The organism is Neolewinella aquimaris (genome assembly GCF_014197245.1).
Lineage (GTDB): Bacteria > Bacteroidota > Bacteroidia > Chitinophagales > Saprospiraceae > Neolewinella > Neolewinella aquimaris.
The window spans coordinates 232,565-249,636 of record NZ_JACIFF010000006.1; the positions used below are offsets into that span (position 1 = coordinate 232,565).

Annotated in this window: 10 protein-coding genes and 2 tRNA genes; 3 read left to right on the top strand and 9 right to left on the bottom strand. The window is 58.9% G+C overall.

Features of this window, described 5'->3' with window-relative positions:
- The first annotated feature begins 121 nt into the window (after positions 1-121).
- The 3 genes from GGR28_RS12690 (at position 122) to GGR28_RS12700 (ending at position 4,433) form a co-directional block, all read left to right on the top strand.
- Positions 122-2,566 carry a DUF3536 domain-containing protein gene (locus GGR28_RS12690; RefSeq protein WP_183496178.1) on the top strand — a complete coding sequence of 815 codons (2,445 nt, stop codon included), beginning with the start codon at positions 122-124 and terminating at the stop codon, positions 2,564-2,566.
- 5 nt (positions 2,567-2,571) lie between these two features.
- Positions 2,572-3,567: a glycosyltransferase gene (locus GGR28_RS12695; RefSeq protein WP_183496179.1), complete on the top strand. Its 996-nt coding sequence runs from the start codon at positions 2,572-2,574 to the stop codon at positions 3,565-3,567.
- A gap of 62 nt (positions 3,568-3,629) precedes the next feature.
- Positions 3,630-4,433 (top strand): 3'-5' exonuclease, encoded by an 804-nt coding sequence (locus GGR28_RS12700; RefSeq protein ID WP_183496180.1) that lies wholly within the window; start codon positions 3,630-3,632, stop codon positions 4,431-4,433.
- A 129-nt stretch (positions 4,434-4,562) separates the two neighbouring features.
- Here the strand turns inward: GGR28_RS12700 and GGR28_RS12705 are convergent, their stop codons facing one another.
- The 9 genes from GGR28_RS12705 to GGR28_RS12745 all read right to left on the bottom strand — a co-directional run bounded on the left by GGR28_RS12705 (position 4,563) and on the right by GGR28_RS12745 (position 17,054).
- Positions 4,563-4,766, bottom strand: coding sequence for a hypothetical protein (locus GGR28_RS12705; protein ID WP_183496181.1), 204 nt, complete (start codon positions 4,764-4,766; stop codon positions 4,563-4,565).
- Positions 4,767-4,863: 97 nt separating this feature from the next.
- Positions 4,864-4,939, bottom strand: a tRNA-Ile gene (locus GGR28_RS12710).
- A gap of 22 nt (positions 4,940-4,961) precedes the next feature.
- The gene (locus GGR28_RS12715) at positions 4,962-5,693 is read right to left on the bottom strand and encodes a ferredoxin--NADP reductase (protein ID WP_183496182.1); all 732 of its coding nucleotides are present in this window, start codon (positions 5,691-5,693) and stop codon (positions 4,962-4,964) included.
- Between the two features lie 2 nt (positions 5,694-5,695).
- Positions 5,696-6,628, bottom strand: a complete 933-nt coding sequence (locus GGR28_RS12720; protein ID WP_183496183.1) for a GYDIA family GHMP kinase — start codon at positions 6,626-6,628, stop codon at positions 5,696-5,698.
- Between the two features lie 66 nt (positions 6,629-6,694).
- Positions 6,695-8,875 (bottom strand): 30S ribosomal protein S1, encoded by a 2,181-nt coding sequence (rpsA, locus tag GGR28_RS12725; RefSeq protein WP_183496184.1) that lies wholly within the window; start codon positions 8,873-8,875, stop codon positions 6,695-6,697.
- A 118-nt stretch (positions 8,876-8,993) separates the two neighbouring features.
- A complete protein-coding gene (locus GGR28_RS12730) occupies positions 8,994-12,224 on the bottom strand; it encodes a T9SS type A sorting domain-containing protein (RefSeq protein ID WP_183496185.1) in 3,231 nt (1,076 codons plus the stop codon).
- A gap of 381 nt (positions 12,225-12,605) precedes the next feature.
- A tRNA-Cys gene (locus tag GGR28_RS12735) sits at positions 12,606-12,676 on the bottom strand.
- Between the two features lie 60 nt (positions 12,677-12,736).
- On the bottom strand, positions 12,737-14,467 hold the full coding sequence (locus tag GGR28_RS12740) for a T9SS type B sorting domain-containing protein (RefSeq protein ID WP_183496186.1): 1,731 nt from the start codon (positions 14,465-14,467) through the stop codon (positions 12,737-12,739).
- A gap of 79 nt (positions 14,468-14,546) precedes the next feature.
- On the bottom strand, positions 14,547-17,054 hold the full coding sequence (locus tag GGR28_RS12745; RefSeq protein ID WP_183496187.1) for an AsmA-like C-terminal region-containing protein: 2,508 nt from the start codon (positions 17,052-17,054) through the stop codon (positions 14,547-14,549).
- Positions 17,055-17,072: the final 18 nt, after the last annotated feature.

The following is a 17,072-nucleotide window of genomic DNA, read 5'->3' on the forward strand; positions in this document are numbered from 1 at the left end:
AATCAATGCACTTATTGCAACCCTAACTGCGTTCTTGGAGTTCGGGGCGCGCGATATTTGATCTGCGGTCACATCGTTTACCCGTCGCCCCGACAAACGATCCTCCGTTTATCTTTGCCCCATGTTTACTAGCCCCAAGAAGTACATCTGCATTCACGGTCATTTCTACCAACCCCCACGGGAGAACGCCTGGCTCGAAACGATTGAAATACAGGACAGTGCCGCCCCGTACCACGACTGGAACGAACGGATCAACGAAGAATGCTACGCGCCAAATGCAACGGCCCGCGTCCTGAACGACAGCCAGCACATCGAGAAGATCACCAACAACTACGCCCGCATCAGCTGGAATATGGGCCCCACCCTGCTGTCGTGGCTCCAGCAACACGATAGTGGTACGTACAAACGGATTCTGGCCGCCGACCGCCACAGTCAGGCGCAGTTTGGCGGGCACGGGTCGGCGGTAGCGCAGAGCTACAACCACATCATCATGCCACTGGCCAACGCGCGCGACCAGCAAACGCAGATCAAGTGGGGGATCGCCGATTTCGAGTTCCGCTTCGGCCGCAAACCGGAAGGGATGTGGCTGGCCGAAACCGCCGTGGATACGGACTGCCTGGAAGCACTCGTGGACAACGGAATCTCCTATACCATCCTCGCGCCACGGCAGTGTCAAGCCGTTCGCCGGACCGGAGAGGAACAGTGGGACAAGGTACACGGCGGAGTAGACCCCCGGCGAGCGTACCGGTGCGATCTGCCGAGCGGGCGCAGCATCGCCCTGTTCTTCTACGACGGCGACGTGGCAAAAGCAGTTGCCTTCGAGGGCTTACTGAACGACGGCCGGTACCTGGCCGAGAAGTTGATGCACAGCCTCGACGGAAGCGACGAGGTACAACTGGCCCACATCGCCACCGACGGCGAAAGTTACGGCCATCACCACGCGAAGGGTGAGATGGCACTGGCCGCCGCCCTCGACGTAATTGAGAAGAACCCGGAGTATCACCTCACGAATTACGGAGAGTTCCTGGAAAATCATCCGCCCAAGTGGGAAGCGCAGATTCACGAAAAGAGTTCCTGGTCGTGCGTGCACGGCGTCGAGCGGTGGCGCAGCGACTGCGGCTGTGAGACCGGCGGCGGACCGGGATGGCACCAGCGCTGGCGCGCTCCGCTGCGGGCCGCACTTGACGCTATCCGCGATCGAATCATCCAGGCGTACGAACGGGAGGCCGGAAAATTATTCCGGGACTGCTGGGAAGCCCGCGACGCCTACATCGAACTCGTCCTTGATCGGTCACCCGGACAACCGGAAGCCTTCCTGGATCGCTGGTCCGTCAATAGGGAAGTTCAGCCCGATACGCGGATCAGGATGTTGCGACTGCTCGAGATGCAGCGGCACGCGATGCTCATGTACACCAGTTGCGCCTGGTTTTTTAATGAGGTGACCGGTATCGAAACCCTACAGGTGCTGCAGTACGCCAACCGTGCCATTCACCTGTGTGAGGTAATCACCGGCGAGGACCTACAGCCCCAATTCATTGCCGCGCTGGAAAAAATCGAAAGCAACGTACTGCCCAATGCAGCGACCGCTTACCGGAATACGGTTGTTCCGGCCCGGGTCGGTCTGCTTCGGGTAGGGATGCACTTCGCCGCATCGAGCCTTTTTGAGGAAGAGCCCTCGCGGCTGGAGCTGTTCAACTACCGCAGCCAAAACCATTCCCTGCACCACTTCCGGGCCGGCAACTTTCGCCTGTCCGTAGGTAGGATGACCATTCTGTCCAACATCACGAACAGCTACTCGGAATTCAGCTTTTCCGTTCTCTACCTCGGTCAGCAGGCCATGATCGGTGAGATCTGCCAGAATATGACCGCCGCCGAGTTTCAGAAATTGCTGCCCGAACTGGAGCGGGAATTCCGGGTCGGTCACGTCAGTGAGGTGATCAACCTGATGAAGGACAACTTCGGCACCCAGAGCTTCTCGATCTGGCACCTCTTCCGGGACGAGAAGCGCAAGATCCTGCTCAAAATGACCGACCGTACCCTCGAAATAGCCGCGGCGAGCTTCTCTGACGTGTACTACGACAACTACCAGCTCATGAGCACCATGCGGGCCAACGACCTGCCCCTGCCCGACAGCTACCTTGCCGCCATCGACTTTACCATTCGCCGCCGCCTGACGGACCTGCTTACGGGAGACCATACCCCCGACCGGCCCCGCCTACAGCGACTGGTCACGGATCACCTGCACTGGAATCACCGCTGGAAAGAAACCGCTAAGCTTGAAAACGACGCGGCCCACTGCCTGTACACCCTCACCACGAAGGCCTTCAAGAAACCCGAACTGTGGGACTGGATCCTCAATCTGGTCCAGTCACTGCAGGTACTCAACCTGGCACCAGATTTCTACCGCACCCAGAACATCTTCATCGAACGCTGGAGCCCCGCCTACGCCGCAAGCCTCAGTCCGGAGCAACTTTCCGCCGGTCTGGCCGTCGCCCGGCAGTTGGAGCTAAAGCTCGGGTATAAGAAAGAGCACCTGGCCGTTGGCATCAAACAACTGCTGGTCTAGCCGTCGTGAACATTGCCATTCTCGCCCCGCTGGAGTTTCCCCTGGTAGAACCCTACGCGGGTGGACTGGAAAAACACACCGTCCAACTGGCGAAGGGCATGGTCGGGCTCGGCCACGAAGTCACCCTGATTGCGCGGCCCGGATCTCAACAAATCCCGGGACTCACGCTGGTTACTACTTTAACGGGTTACCGGCAGGCCCTATCCTTTCTTCGCAGCCAGCCCTTTGATCTCGTGCACAACAACACGATCAACCTTGTCCCTGCCCTGTTCGCCGCCTGGGTGAAGTGTCCGGTGGTGACCACGCTGCACACGCCACCGTACCGCCGCCTGGTGCCCGGCGCGCTGGCCGCACGTCTGCCCGGGGGATCAGCCTTCGTGGCCATTAGCGAGCACCTGGCACAACAGTGGAGAAGGTATACGGGCCAGCGTTGTTCGGTGATCCACAACGGCATCGATTGTGATGAGTGGGAATGGTCTGGCTCGGCGCAGGCAAACACGGCCATCTGGTACGGGCGTCTGACCCCGGAGAAGGGTGCCGAATTTGCCATCGAGGCCTGCCGTGAAGCAGGGTACCGGTTGCAACTGGCCGGCCCGATCAGTGATCCGACCTATTTTTCCCGGATCATCACTCCCTTACTCGGTGAAGATGCCCGGTACCTGGGGCACTTGAGTCAACGTGAAATAGCCCAACTTACCGCCCGGTCGGCAGTCGGCTTGTTCACTTCGGTTTGGGAGGAACCCTTCGGACTGGTGCTCCTCGAGATGCTGGCCTGCGGGACGCCGGTGGCCGGCTTTTCGAGTGGGGCCGTTCCGGAAATAGTGACGCCGGCCATTAGCAAATTAGTACCTACGGGGAATACTGTCGCACTTGCCGGGGCAATTACCGAAGCAGCCACTTTAAAGCGCAGTACCTGCCGGTCTTACGTCGAAGCTAACTTTCCGGTAAGCCGGATGATCGCCGCCTACAACCAGCTTTACCACCAGCTCACGGCAGGGTAGCGTACCTTGGCATCCGCCCGGATCCATTCGTTTCGCGCCATAATTCCCACAATCACCAAAGTATGCTCCCCCTTTCCAACGACCTCGTTTTCTTCGACCTGGAAGCTACCGGCCTGAACCTGACCCGCGACCGGATCGTCCAGATTGCAATGATCAAACTATTCGCCGACGGCAGCCCTTCCGAAGAGCTGGAAATGAAGATCAACCCCACGGTACCCGTCAGCGCCGAGGCCGAAGCCATTCACGGACTCAGCAATGCTGACCTCGAGGACAAACCTACCTTCACCCAGGTAGCCCACGAGCTCCACACCTTCATCGGAAACGCCGACCTTGCCGGCTACAATTCCAACCGCTACGATGTACCCTTGCTACAAGAAGAATTCTACCGGGTCGGTATCTTTTTTGACACCACCAACCGACGGCTGATCGACGCCCAGCACATCTTCTACCAGATGGAGCCCCGCACCCTCAGCGCCGCACTCAAATTCTACGCCGGAAAAGAAATGACGGACGCCCACGATGCCCTGGCCGACGTGCGCGCAACCGTAGACGTATTCAAAGGACAACTGAAACACTACGCCGGTGCAACCTTCGAAAAGGACAACGGCACCATCGTTTCACCCTTCGAAAGTATGGACGCCGTCGCTGATTTCTGCAAAGACGACCGCTTCCTTGACGCCACCCGCCGACTCAAACGAGGACCGGACGGCACACCACTCTTCAATTTCGGCAAACACGCCGGCAAACCCGTCGCCGAAGTATTCGCCAAAGAACCCAGTTACCTAAAGTGGATCCTAGACAAAGACTTCACCACGGAAGTAAAGGCACTGGTGCAGGCGATTGATGAGGAGAGGAGGGGGAGGTAGTACGGTAGTACGGTAGTACAGTAGTTGGGTAGTACGGTAGCGGGTAGTCATTATCATGCTGCACCACACTACCGTACTACCGTACTAAACTACTACCGTACTACCGTACTAAAATACTACCGTACTAACCTACTCCTTATCATACCCAGTCCCGTGCCCATACCCGCCCTTGCTCTGGTCGACGTTTTTGAGGTCATCGTCGTCCTGGTCTTGGAAGTCTTTTTTGGGGGTTTTGTCGGTTTTTGGCTTGTCTTTGTCGTCTTCCGCGAGGAGGGGTTGCTGGCTTTTGGCGTCGAAGAAGCGGTAGCGGGAGGGAGCGTGATTGAATCGCATGGTCTTGGCGTTTATCGCTAAAACCCGGGGGCGGGAACCGAGGTTCGCTGCTCTTTGGAGTGAACCTTGCACCTGCGTCCCCGCCCGAGTACCTAATTGGTGGGCCCAGTAGGATTTGAACCTACGACCAACGGATTATGAGTCCGCTGCTCTAACCACTGAGCTATGGGCCCGAAGCGGCGCAAAGATAACCGGCTAACCGTAGAGCTCCAAAATAACCTGCTCCTCCGCGTAGCCCATTTTCAGGAGCCGCTCGCGTGCCTCATCCACCATCTGGCTCCAGCCGCAGAGGTAGAAACGTACGTCGCTACGGACCTCGGCATAATCGCGTTCGTACACCTGGTGCACGTAGCCGGGCAGTACCTCGAAGGGGGTCTCGTTCGCCGGCATTTCCCGACTCAGGGTAGCCGTATAGGTGAAGTTGGAAAATTCCTCGGCCAGCCGTTCCAGTTCGTCGCGGTAAAGCAGGTCTTCCGGGGTGCGGCAACCATAGATCAGGTGAAAGTGGCGGGTCTCGTGTCCCAGCCGCTGCAGCAACATGGAGCGGAAGGGGGCCACGCCGGTGCCGGTACACACCATGACTACGTCATAGTCCAACGGGCGTTCGGGTAGGGTGAATACACCGCCGGGTTCCTTGGTGAGCAGCTCGGTTCCGACTGCTGCCTCCTCGAACAGGTAGTGGGTGCCCTTGCCTCCCGGAAGCTGCACGATGCAGAGCTCGGCCTCATTGGTGTCGTCGGGGGCGGAGGCAATGGAGTAGCTGCGCCACCGTTCTCGCCGCCGCTCGCTGATGGGCAAGTCAAGGGTGAGGAACTGTCCGGGTCGAAATTCGAGGCGTTCGCGATCGGGCAGGGAGAGCCAGAAACTACGCACCGTGGGGCTGCGCTGCTCGATTCTTTTCACTACCGCTTCTTTCCACTTGCTCATACTCAGAGAACCATTTCGTTGTAGGGTATAACCGTAGGGTAGCCTCGCTCGTTGAAGTAGCCCGTCACCTTTTCCCGGGGCAGTTCGCTCAGTGCCCAGATGAAGTCGCCCCCCCAGGCCCCGAGACTCTTCGTCGCACCCGGAAAATCCCGAAACAGCCGCTCCTTTACGGGCTGCACACCGAGTGTATTCGCCACTATTTTTTCGTGATCGTTCAGGAGGCGGGCGGCGGCGCGCAGGTCCGGTGCATCGACCAAGGCCAGGGTAAGTTGGGTAATTTGCCCGAGCGTTCGCGGTGACTTTTCGGCGGCGCGGTAGGCAGAAATGCCCTCCCGGCTGTTTTGCTTGCGGTTGAGGTACACGAAGTGCGTTTTGCTCGCCCAGGTAGGCGACCACTTAACTTCCGTCACTTCGGGATAGCTACCCATGCGCCGGTAGAGTAGGGGACCGGTCGCTCCCGCGCAGGCAATGTCGTAACCGCTTCCCCCGAAGGAAAGCTCCAGTAGTTTGTAGGGGTTCACCCCGAGGAGCCGCCCCAGGAAGTAGACCAGGGTGGAACTGCTGCCCAGGCCCCAGTCCGGATGAAATTCGAGGCGCGTAGCTACCTTTTTTTGGTACAGTGCCGTCGTACAGCCCGGACGCAGTTGTTCCGCAGCCCGAAAGAGTTGCTGCAGTCGCGCCTTCACCGGATTGGCCGACGGCTTGGTGGAGGCAGCCCAGTCTTCGCGTAGGAAAAACAACTCACGGCGGGGGGCGGCGGTCCCGTCGTCGATGATCCACTCCAGGTCGTAGCGCAGGTCACCCCAGAGTGGGCCGACGGTGAACCGCTGCCCGGTCTTGGTCGGGATGGCCAGTGCGGTTGCGCCTTCCAGTACGAAGTATTCTCCCGTGAGAAGGAGTTTACCGTGGCCGTAGTATTCCGTGATTCGTTGCATAGGCTGACCAAAAAAGGCCACCCTACCGGGGTAGAGTGGCCTGTGTGAATTTAGCGGGCGGGGGGATTAATCCTCGTCCTCGTTTTCATTCTCGGTATTGAGCTGCTCGCGCAGTTGCTCGAAGGCTGACAGGTCACCCAGCGTAGAACGCTCGTTGCTGGAGTTGGTCTGCTTGACGGCCTTGCGGGTCGTGGCTTGCTCCTCGCGGCGCTCGCGGACAACGGTGTCTTTGGCTTCGCGGCGGATGTCGTTTACGTAGCGGCTGTGGCTGACCATCAGCTTCTTCTGATCGCGATCGAACTCGATGACCTTTACGGTCAGGGTCTCGTCCACTTCGGCGATGCTGCCGTCCTCCTTGCGCATGAGCTTGATCGGAGCGTAGGCTTCCAGTCCGTAGGGCATCTGTACGATGGCGCCGCGGTCATCCTTGCGGAGTACGGTGGCCTCGTGGTAGCTGCCTTCGGGGAAGACCGACTCGAACGAATCCCAGGGGTTCTCCTCGAGCTGCTTGTGTCCGAGGGACATTTTGCGGTTGTGCTCGTCCACTTCCAGTACTACGACGTCGATGTCGTCGCCTACCTTCACGAACTCGCTGGGGTGGCCGAAGCGCTTGGTCCAGCTGAGGTCGCTGATGTGGATCATGCCGCCGATGCCGTCGTTGAGCTCAACGAATACACCGTAGGGCGTGAGGTTCTTGACCTTGCCGTTGTGGCGCGAGCCGACGGGGAAGGTCTGGTTGATGGTATCCCAGGGATCCTGCTGCAGTTGCTTGATCGAGAGCGACATCTTGCGGTCGTCGCGGTCGATGGTCACAACGCGGGCGTTGCGGGTCTCGCCGACGGTGAAGTACTCGCGGGCGTTGATGGGCTGGTTGCTCCAGGTCACTTCGCTTACGTGTACCAGGCCTTCGACACCGGGCTGAATTTCGAGGAATGCACCGTAGTCTTCGATGTTGACTACGCGGCCTTCGACGGTGCTGCCTTCGGTGATGGTCTCGTCGAGCACTTCCCACGGGTGGGGCTGCAGCTGCTTGAGGCCGAGGCTGATCCGCTTCTTGTTCTCGTCGAAGTCCAGTACGGCCACGTTGACCTTCTGGTTGAGTTCGAGTACGTCGCTCGGGTGGTTGATCCGTCCCCAGCTGATGTCGGTGATGTAGAGGAGGCCGTCGACGCCACCCAGATCGAGGAATGCCCCGAAGTCGGTGATGTTCTTGACGATACCTTCCAGTACCTGACCGCGCTCGAGGCTGGCGATGATCGCTTCGCGCTGCTCGGCCAGATCGCTCTCGATGAGGGCTTTGTGGGAAACAACGGCGTTCTTGATGGTCTCGTTGATCTTCACGACCTTGAACTCCATCGTTTTGCCTACGTAGGCATCGTAATCGATGATCGGCTTGATGTCGATCTGCGATCCGGGGAGGAAGGTTTCCAGTCCGCCACAGTCGGCGATGAGGCCGCCCTTGGTCTTGCTGATCACCTTACCGTTGATGACGGTTCCGTTTTCGTAGCTGTCGCGGATGCGATCCCAAGCACGGAGCAGTTTGGCCTTGCGGCGGCTCAGTACGAGCTGTCCGCGTTCGTCTTCCTGTTGTTCGACGTACACTTCAACGGTGGTGCCTACTTCGATGTCCTGGTCGCGGAATTCGGAGAGGGGCAGCAGTCCGTCGCTCTTGTAGTTAAGGTCGAGAATCACGTCGCCGTCGATGATGGCCGATACCTTGGCCGACATGATTTCGGCTTCCTGGATATTGGTCATGGAGGCTTCGTACTCCTTTTCCATTGCCTCGCGCTCCGACTGGCTGTAGCGGTTGTCGATCTTGGCGATGGCGTCCCAGGCGAAGGCGTCGTGGGCCGAACCGGTGGCGCCACTGGTGTCGGCTTCGTCGATTTCTACGGCTTCTTCCTTCACCTCTTCGGTGAGGGCAACGGAAACGCGGGAGGATTCCTTACGGATTACCTTAGCCTGGCGCTTTTTGTCGGCTTCGTCTTCGTCGTCATCCTCTTCGTCGTCGTCTCCTGCGTCGTCGAGGCTGTCTTCGGCGTCGTCGGTGGCCTGGGCGATATCGTCGGCGGTGGCTTCCGGGCCGGGGTTTACCTTAGACTGGGTCTCGGTGATGGCCGGAGTTTCCTCTTCGGTGCCGGGAGTGGCTTGATCGTCGGTTGATTGGCTTGCCTCCGGAGTGATGGAATCGGTGGAGGTCTCTTCGGTCCCGTCTACTTGCGGGTCCTTATCGTCGTCTACTTGCATGACGCGATGGGTTTAAAAGGTTAAAAAGTCGGGCCGCTTCGGGGGCGGCTGTTCCCCTTCCCTCGCCAGGGTGTGGCTTAGGAGGCGCAAAGATACGACTTCGGCCCGACTTCTTTCCTTACCGTCGCACAAAAGATTTATGCGTTTGGCGATCGCCTTCGGTGACGTCGAGTCGGTAGATACCGGAGGGCAGGTCGACCACGGGCAGCACCGCACGGAGACGGCCGATCTCCTTGGCGTATTCCAGTATCCGTACGCGGCGCCCGGCAGTGTCGTAAACAAGCACTCGTACGGTTCCGGCATAGTCACCATACACGTCGAGGGTCAGTTCGTCGACCACCGGGTTGGGGTAAAGATCAACCTGCCCGATCTCTTTGCCGGACGCCGCGGCACTGCTATTGGGACCACTCGTGTGCACCACTGACTTAGGTACGTAGGGACAAGCCGGGGCATCGGGCAGCTTAGTGGCGTCTGGGGAAGAAAATACCGGGCCGTCTGAGAGCGTGGTGAGGTACAATTGGTCGATGGCGGTGCCGGGCTCCCGGTTCGCGATGTAGATGTTATGCCGACCGGGAGTGAGTGAGAAAGAAACCGCTATGCCGTCGTCATTGACCTTCCGCCATTCGAAATCGTTCGTGTGCAACTGAGCACCCCCTATTTCTTCCCACATCTTGATCCATTTCCCGTCGTCGATCTGCACCCAGACGGAATTGCGACTGTTGTCCGGCGCATTCATCCGGAGGAACAGATAGTACTGACCCGCGGTGGGTACCACAGCGGTATACATGAGCTCCTGAGCTTCAAGGTGGGTGGTGGGCTCGTTAAGCTGGCGGTCTCCCCGGAAGACCATGAACTGATCGTTAGCCCCCCGACTGTCCCGCACGGTGGTCCAACCGCCTTGGGAGTTGCTGCATTCGGCCTCCAGGGCTATCCCTACGCTGCAGGCCGGATCGGCTACCGATTCCTCGTCCGGCGGCAACTGATCTATGGTACTGACGTAAATCCGGTCTAGTTTCGTGCCATCCTCGCGGTAAGTGAATTCTAGGTGGTTGAGCTGGCCCTGCGCACCGGTCAGCGCGATCGGCAGGCGGTTCCAGCGGAAGCCCGGACGGTCGTGGCGGATGGACTTCCAGGCATACCACTCACCGCCGTTCAGCCTGACCCAGAAAGAATCGTCGTCCCCGGAGGGCGCGTTGATGCGGCCGTACAGGAATAGGGGAGCCGCAGTGAAGTCGGCACCCAGATCCAGGTTAAATCGGATGATGTTGTCCGCCGCATCGGGCGGGGGAGCAGTTAACGCATTTCTGCCAAGTTCGACGAGGTAAGCGCCCTGGGAGGCTGCCGCATCGCCGGCCAGGGTCCAAGCCTTCCCGTAATCAGCACACTCGGCTTCCAGCCACTGACCGGTATACGGAACCACCGGGGCGGGACAATTTGCATCCTCCTCACCCTTCCCGGTTATGGGTGTCGCCATTCTGCTGAGGTATACTTTATCCAGTTGCGCTCCGTCCTCCCGGTAGGCGAAGTCGATGGTATTGGAGCCGGCGTTGAGCGTAATCGGCCCGCCCGGATACATATTCCACCGGAAGCCGACCCCCTGCCGGATTCCCGTCTTCCACGCATACCATTCCCCCCCGTTTACCCGCACGTAGTACGAGTCGTCCAGATTGGTTGGGGCACTGATCCGGGCCTGTAGGTAATAGGTGCCCGCCGCGGTATTGGGCAGGTCAAACCGAACGTAATTGGCGGGAACGTCCACCGGAGGTGCGCTCGTGCTATTACCGCGGGGATACACGACGTAAGTGGTGTTTGACGCGTCAGCACTACGGCCCGTTTTCCAGGATGACCCGAGCTGGGCGCATTCGGCTTCCAGCCAGAACTTGGACGTCATCGGTTCATCGCAGGTGATGTCGGTGACCGAACTGGAGCTACTCAATCCAGTGTAAATTCGGTAGGGGTGATTCAGGCCGATATCCGGACTGAAGTTCAAGTATCTCACTTCAAGATCAGGACTGCAGTAGGCCAATTCGATCACGTTATCGCCGGGCGCCAGGTGTATCCCCTGGAGGATGGAAACCGCCTCGATTACTTCCCACCTGCGCCATCCCGCGCCATTGGTATTTATCCAGAGGCAATTTCCCTTAGTTTCCGGCAGGGAGAATACCCCGAGTACATCATACGATGGGTCATTTGCATCATTAATGTATTTGGGTACATCGGGAATTACAAAACGCAGTTTGTTGGCCGGGACATCCGCCGGTACCTGGTCAACGGACGACTCAGACGGGGCAACGGCAATCGCACCGCTCGCATTTTGTGGATCGGCCCTGCGCGTCCATTTATCCCCTACTTCCGCACACTTTGCGCTGATGCGGAAATACGGACCAGGATCCTCTCCTTGGTCACGCTGAATAATTTTCCAGAGCGAGGTGTCGGTGTCGCTCGCGCCGTAAAAGTCGTAGACCGTAGCTATAAATTTGCCTACCCCCTGAAATTCCGGGTATACGGTGATGGAGGATTGCTCATGGCGGTGGGGATCGTAATCTTCCTGTCGATAGGGACCCTTCATGTCGTAAATATATATCGTACCGTCGGGGTCGTAGGATGACGAGGCATCAAGGACGATGCTAGTGAACGGCGTGACAATCACTTCACTTCCCGGCTCCAGGATCGCCACCGGTGGCTCATTGTAAAAATCGGGGCAGTTGGTTCCCGACAGGTCGTATTCAAACGGGCGCAGCGAGCGAAATACGTACCAATTAAAATGGATGGATTCGAGGTACACCTGGTCGAGTTGCTGATCGGCACGGGTGAAGGCCACATCTAGCGTTCGCAGGGTATCGCCGTCCAGCCCTAGTACGTTGTCGGCTTCATACTCAAGCCCGTCGGGCACCCAGGCCCACCCCCCGTCAGCGATCCGGGCGTAGGTGGTGGTGTAGGTGTATAGCTTCCAGGTGCCGCCGTTGGTCCGCAGCCACAGGGCAACGGGGCCGGGGTCGGTCTGCCGTACCAGGAAGTAAGGGGAATAATCGACCTCTCCGGCCCCATCCGCCTCAGGATCGAAGTGAAGACGGACGTAATCTTCCGGATCGTCGCCGGGAGCAGTATCGGGGAATACCGCCCCGTCTGGCGCTACGTATTCGTCACTGGTGGCGGTAGGGTCTGCTAATACCTGCAGGCGGCCCCCGACGGCCGCGCATTCGGGCTCGTAGAGGTAGCGTTGGGAGAATGCCTGGGGGATCTGGCCGGATTGAGACGACAGTTCCCCGGAAAGCAGCAGGAGGAGTAGGGCGCACAGAGCTATTGCCCCGGCGGGCGCACAGCGCGCGGGAAAGTAATATAGCGGCATGGAAAGAGAAGTTATCGGTTCATAGTGAAGCCTGATGTAAATTAAATTTTATTCCATAAATAATCAATACATCTAATGCCCAGGGGCGGGGTCGCAGGTGCTGAAATTGATTGGAATACAGCAAACGCTATAATCCCGACTTTATGGCCGACCGATAATCCGAAAAAATTAACGGTATTTACTTACAATTAGGGAGGGGTTTCCTGACCGGAAAGGTAAACCGGGCATCCACCAACCGAGAACACGGCCACTTCCGGAGGCAAATCTTGCCCGTAACTACCGGCGCAAACAGCGCACGGCATCTTGCAATCGCACGGGGCGGGGACGCAGGAGCAAGGCACAAAAAAACCGCGAAGGGCTCGGCCCGACGCGGTTTCTAAGAGGTTGGGAGCGGATTCGAACCGCCGTACAAGGTTTTGCAGACCTTTGCCTAGCCACTCGGCCACCCAACCAGGGGAGGGCAAAAGTAGGTGCGACCGTACGGTAGCGCCAAACTTTCTCGCCGGTTTATTTCACCGGAGTAGCTGCACAACGCCACTGCGCGTCATTAAGTTTCCGGCAGCGGTAGTATAGGAGAGGGTATAAATGTAGGCACCGCTCGGCGCGGCGCGGTCGCCGTAGTCGCCATTCCAGGCCCGGAAGGGGTCGTCGGACTCGAAGATTAGTGCACCCCACCGGTCAAATACCAGCAGACGATAGGCCTGAAGCACGGGCGCAACGGAGAAGAAGGGACGAAATTCCCGGTTCACGTCCTGAGTGGCGGCAGGACTAAAGACGTTGGGAAGGTAAAAGTCGGTCTCACCGGCCACACAGCTCTCGTTGGAGAGAAAGGAATAAGTGGTGTCCTGTCCCGCGGGAATAAAGTTGGCCTGGATCCGATAGCACCGGATCGAATCCCCCGACCCGCTTTCATCGGTGTAGGTGAGCGCGCTCAGGTTCGTAGCGACGGGATCGAGCGAACCATCGGGCCTGACCAGCAGAACGGTATAGGAAAGCGATCCGGGCAGCCCGTTGACCAGTGGCGTCCAGTCGAGGGTAGCCGACTCGGGCAACCCCGTAGCTTGCAGAAATACCGGACTGACGGCATTGGTCGTGATCGTTCGGCCGCAGGAGTCCGACTGCACGAAGCGAAGGGAGTCGCCGGGCAGCACTCCAGTCGGTACCGTGAGGGCAAGTTCCCCGCCGGGAGCGGCAAGTCCGGGAAGCAGCACACTATCCGCGCGCCCGATTCCATCGATCAGCAGGGTGGTGGAAACTGCGCCTGCGTTACGGATGGAATCGACGGAGAACCTCAGGCCACCACCGTCTTCCTGCTCTACTCCGTATACGGCAAAGCTCCGGACGGGCTGCGAGATGTCGATTGATTTACAGAATACGGCGGAACGGGCCTCACCGACGCTGTCGGCCAGCGTGGCCGTAACGTAAAAGCATAGCTCCTCCCCGTCGTTCGCGAGGTCATAAGTGAGGGTAGGGGAGTCGCCGGGGGCCGTTCCCTGACCTACGAATGGCCCACCATCGGTAGCAACGAACAACTCCAGGCTCGCGATTGGAAGGAAGGTAGCCAGGGTCGCTTCGTCGATCGTAACGACGACGTCCGCATCGCAATCTTCACCGCCCGTGCCGGTCAGGTCAGCTCCGGATAGGATGGTTCCCTGCGGACTATCGTTCCCACAGGGATCAATGGCCGCGATGCGATACTGTCGGGAGGTCAGTTCATTTTCCGGAACGCCGGTAATCCGGTAGGACGTTACGTCGCCCCCGACGGTGTCAATCGGCGTCGTGCCGGAGGGCGTGATCTCCAGGACAACGTAGCCGCTCACTTCCGGAGATTCCGACAACTGCCAGTTTAGCAGCACGTCGCCGGATTCAATACTTACGTACTCTAAGATCGGCGTGGCCGGGATAAAATTATCGAGGGTATCGCTGGTCAGGGCGGTGGTATCCGGACAGGCGTAGCGGTACTGCAAATAGTAAAAAAGCTGCTGCCCGCCGGGATTTTCGTCCCGGTACTCCGTTGCCGTGGCGTCGTTGATGGCCGTCAGTAGGGTATAGGGGCCGTCGGCGGTAGTGCTGCGGTATATCTCGGTAGCCTCGTACGGGCCGCAATCGCTGAGTACGTTTGTCCACGTTAGAATCTCGCCGCCCGCCTCGGAACGGGTACACAAAAATTCTGGTGCGGAAATCTGAGCCGGCAGTACGGCAGTCAGTAAGAGCAGTAGGGGGATGAGGAGAAGTTGGCGCAAGGGGACGTGTCGATGTTCATAGTACACCTCACAAACGTCGCCAGCCGGTCCCGTGTTATGGCCGGGGGCGGACACCCGCTTAATCAATTGCTATATCCTCATCGTCAACCGGGGGAAGGAGTTCGATCGGCTGCTGAAAACGTAGATCGAGCGCCTGCTTGATGCGATTTCGCAGTGCTTCACTGCGGATGAAGTCGGCCTTGACCGCTCGCTTGTCGCTATCAACGACATAACTCTCCAGCGGACCCCGTATGGTATAGTACAGGTTAAAGAGGCCATTGAGGGCGGGCAGTACTTCGAGTGCCCTATCGTGGCGGCTAATTTTATTGGCGATCACCTGGCCGGCGTTAACCTTGACGTAGTATTCCAGTTCCTGGTCGAAGGTATGCCTGCCGCTCAGGGTAAGGTTGATGGCACTGCTGCGGATGAGCATGGCGGGAATATAAATGGTCCGCTTGCTGATTTCGAAGTAGTTGGCCAGATGCGTGAAGCGCACGCGCTCCAGATCTCCCGATTTCAGCGCAAAGGCGAAGTTCTCGAGCATGGGGAAATCACGGAGCTCTCCATCGAGGATCTCCAGGCCCGCCAGTACGTGCAGGCGGTCGTAGTCTATCTCCCCCCGATCGTCGAAGGCCAGTTCAAGCAGTATGCGCGCGTTCAACTCTCCCTTCAGGTGGTCCGCCGTCAGCACCTCCTGACCGAAGTTGCCGGACTGATAAAAGAACTCCTCCGCATCCACCTTCGACGCGGTGATCCGGGCATCGACGCGGTTGGTTTCCCGGAAGTAAGTCGTTGCGTCCAGTCGGAAAGCCCCCGCCATGGCCTCGGTAAGCCCCCGCAGGGTGAGTTGACCGGGAGTACAAATGAGCTGCCCCCGAAAATTTTCTCCGTGCATCTCATCCCACGTCCATGCCTCCACTTCCGCTTCGAAACGGCCGTCGAGCAAATCCGTAAGCCGCACCCTGCGTGTGGTTTCCGCGGGAATAGCTGTTGGCGCGGCTTCCTCAGCGGGACCAGATAGGGCAAGCAGTTCCCCTACGTCGATTACCGTCCCGGAGAGGGTTGCGGTAAACTCCAGCGCGGCGTCACGGGAGTTGAGGCTATCGGCAAAGAGTACCGGTATCAGGTTCGTAGCTCTTCCGGAAAGGACCGCCCGGGTCTCCTCCATCGCAAAGGCCAGATCGGTCACCTCCACGGCATTGTCCAGCAGTTTCAGCTCTCCGGAAGGAAGGAAAAGCACCTTGTCGTTCACCGTAAATTCTCCGTCTACCAACCGTATGGTCCCAGCGGATGATACCCTCCCCATTCTGCGGGCATCGACCATGTCACGGTAATACCCGCTCAGGGTGACGTCCCGAAAGTGCATCACTCCATCGCTCCGGCTTACGGCTCCTTCCCCCAGCATTGCCGGCAGGGTAGCCAGCGGCAGACTGCCGTCGGCGGCAAATGTGATGCGGGGATCTTCCAGGTCCTCCAGCCGTAGTTTCAGGTCGAAGGGTTCTCCGGAAAACGTCCCGGTAAGCCGCTCTACGGCAAGGGTCTGCACCCCCCCGCGCGGACCGTTCACGTAGGCAAAGGTGGCGGCCAGGTCGATGTTACGGGCCCCGACGTTCATCCGGGGACTATCGAGGCGGCCGTCGGTAAATTCAAGTTTGCCGTCGATGCGGGGATATGTGCTGCGAGTCCACGCACCATTGACGGCCGTGGAGAGGGAAAGCCTACCCCGCGTCTCCCAGTCCGCTAGGCTGCCGGTATAGGACGGGGGCAGAAGTTGCAGTACGTCCGCCAGATTTCCGGAGGTACTGCTGATGTTGAGTGCGGTGGTAAGGCCGTCCTCCGTAGGTGTCACGAAACCCGTGGTTTCCAGCGTCAGGTCGCCCGAGGTGATCCGGAGGGGAGAGAATTCGTAGCCACCGAGGGCGTGGTCGATCGCGGTGACCGATTCCAGGGTAAATTCCTTTCCGTCGAGGTAACGGTATCCCCCCTGGTCGATGTAGTCTACCCGCAGGTTCGCCTCCGTTTCCAGCAGGTATTTGGCAGCGCCGAAGTCTCCGCTGAAAGTAGCCCGGTCTACCGTGACGAGTGCGTCTACGTTGAGCTGGGCATCCTGGTAGATGAGCACGACGTTGTTCAGCCGCGCCCGCTCCGCTGCGAATTCAACTCCCTCCGCACCTGCGTCCCCGCCCTCCTCCGCCCGATCGCCTACCGAAGTGTAGCCCGCCAGTTGGTAGTTGGTGTTGCCGTCGCGGTCGGTGAAGAGCTGCAGTTTGCCGTCCTCGACGAGGATTCCGCTGATGCGAATTTTGCCGAAGAGACTCCCCAGGTTGAGCATGCACGAAAGGTGGTCCGCCTCCAGGAGCCGGCTGCCGTCGCTGCCCGCGACCGTCACTCCCCGCAAATCGGCCGCGAGGTAGGGGAAGGCGCGGAGCAAACTGAGGTCGTAGTGCTCAATGACGATCTCGGTCTGCAGCCGCCGGTTGAGCGCCTGTACGACTTGCCGCGCGATGGGTCCGCCGAACAATTCGACCACCGCAAAGGGCAGCAGCACAAGCAGCAGCAGAATGCCGAGAAATTTAGCGAAGCGCATCACGGGCAAAGTTACGCC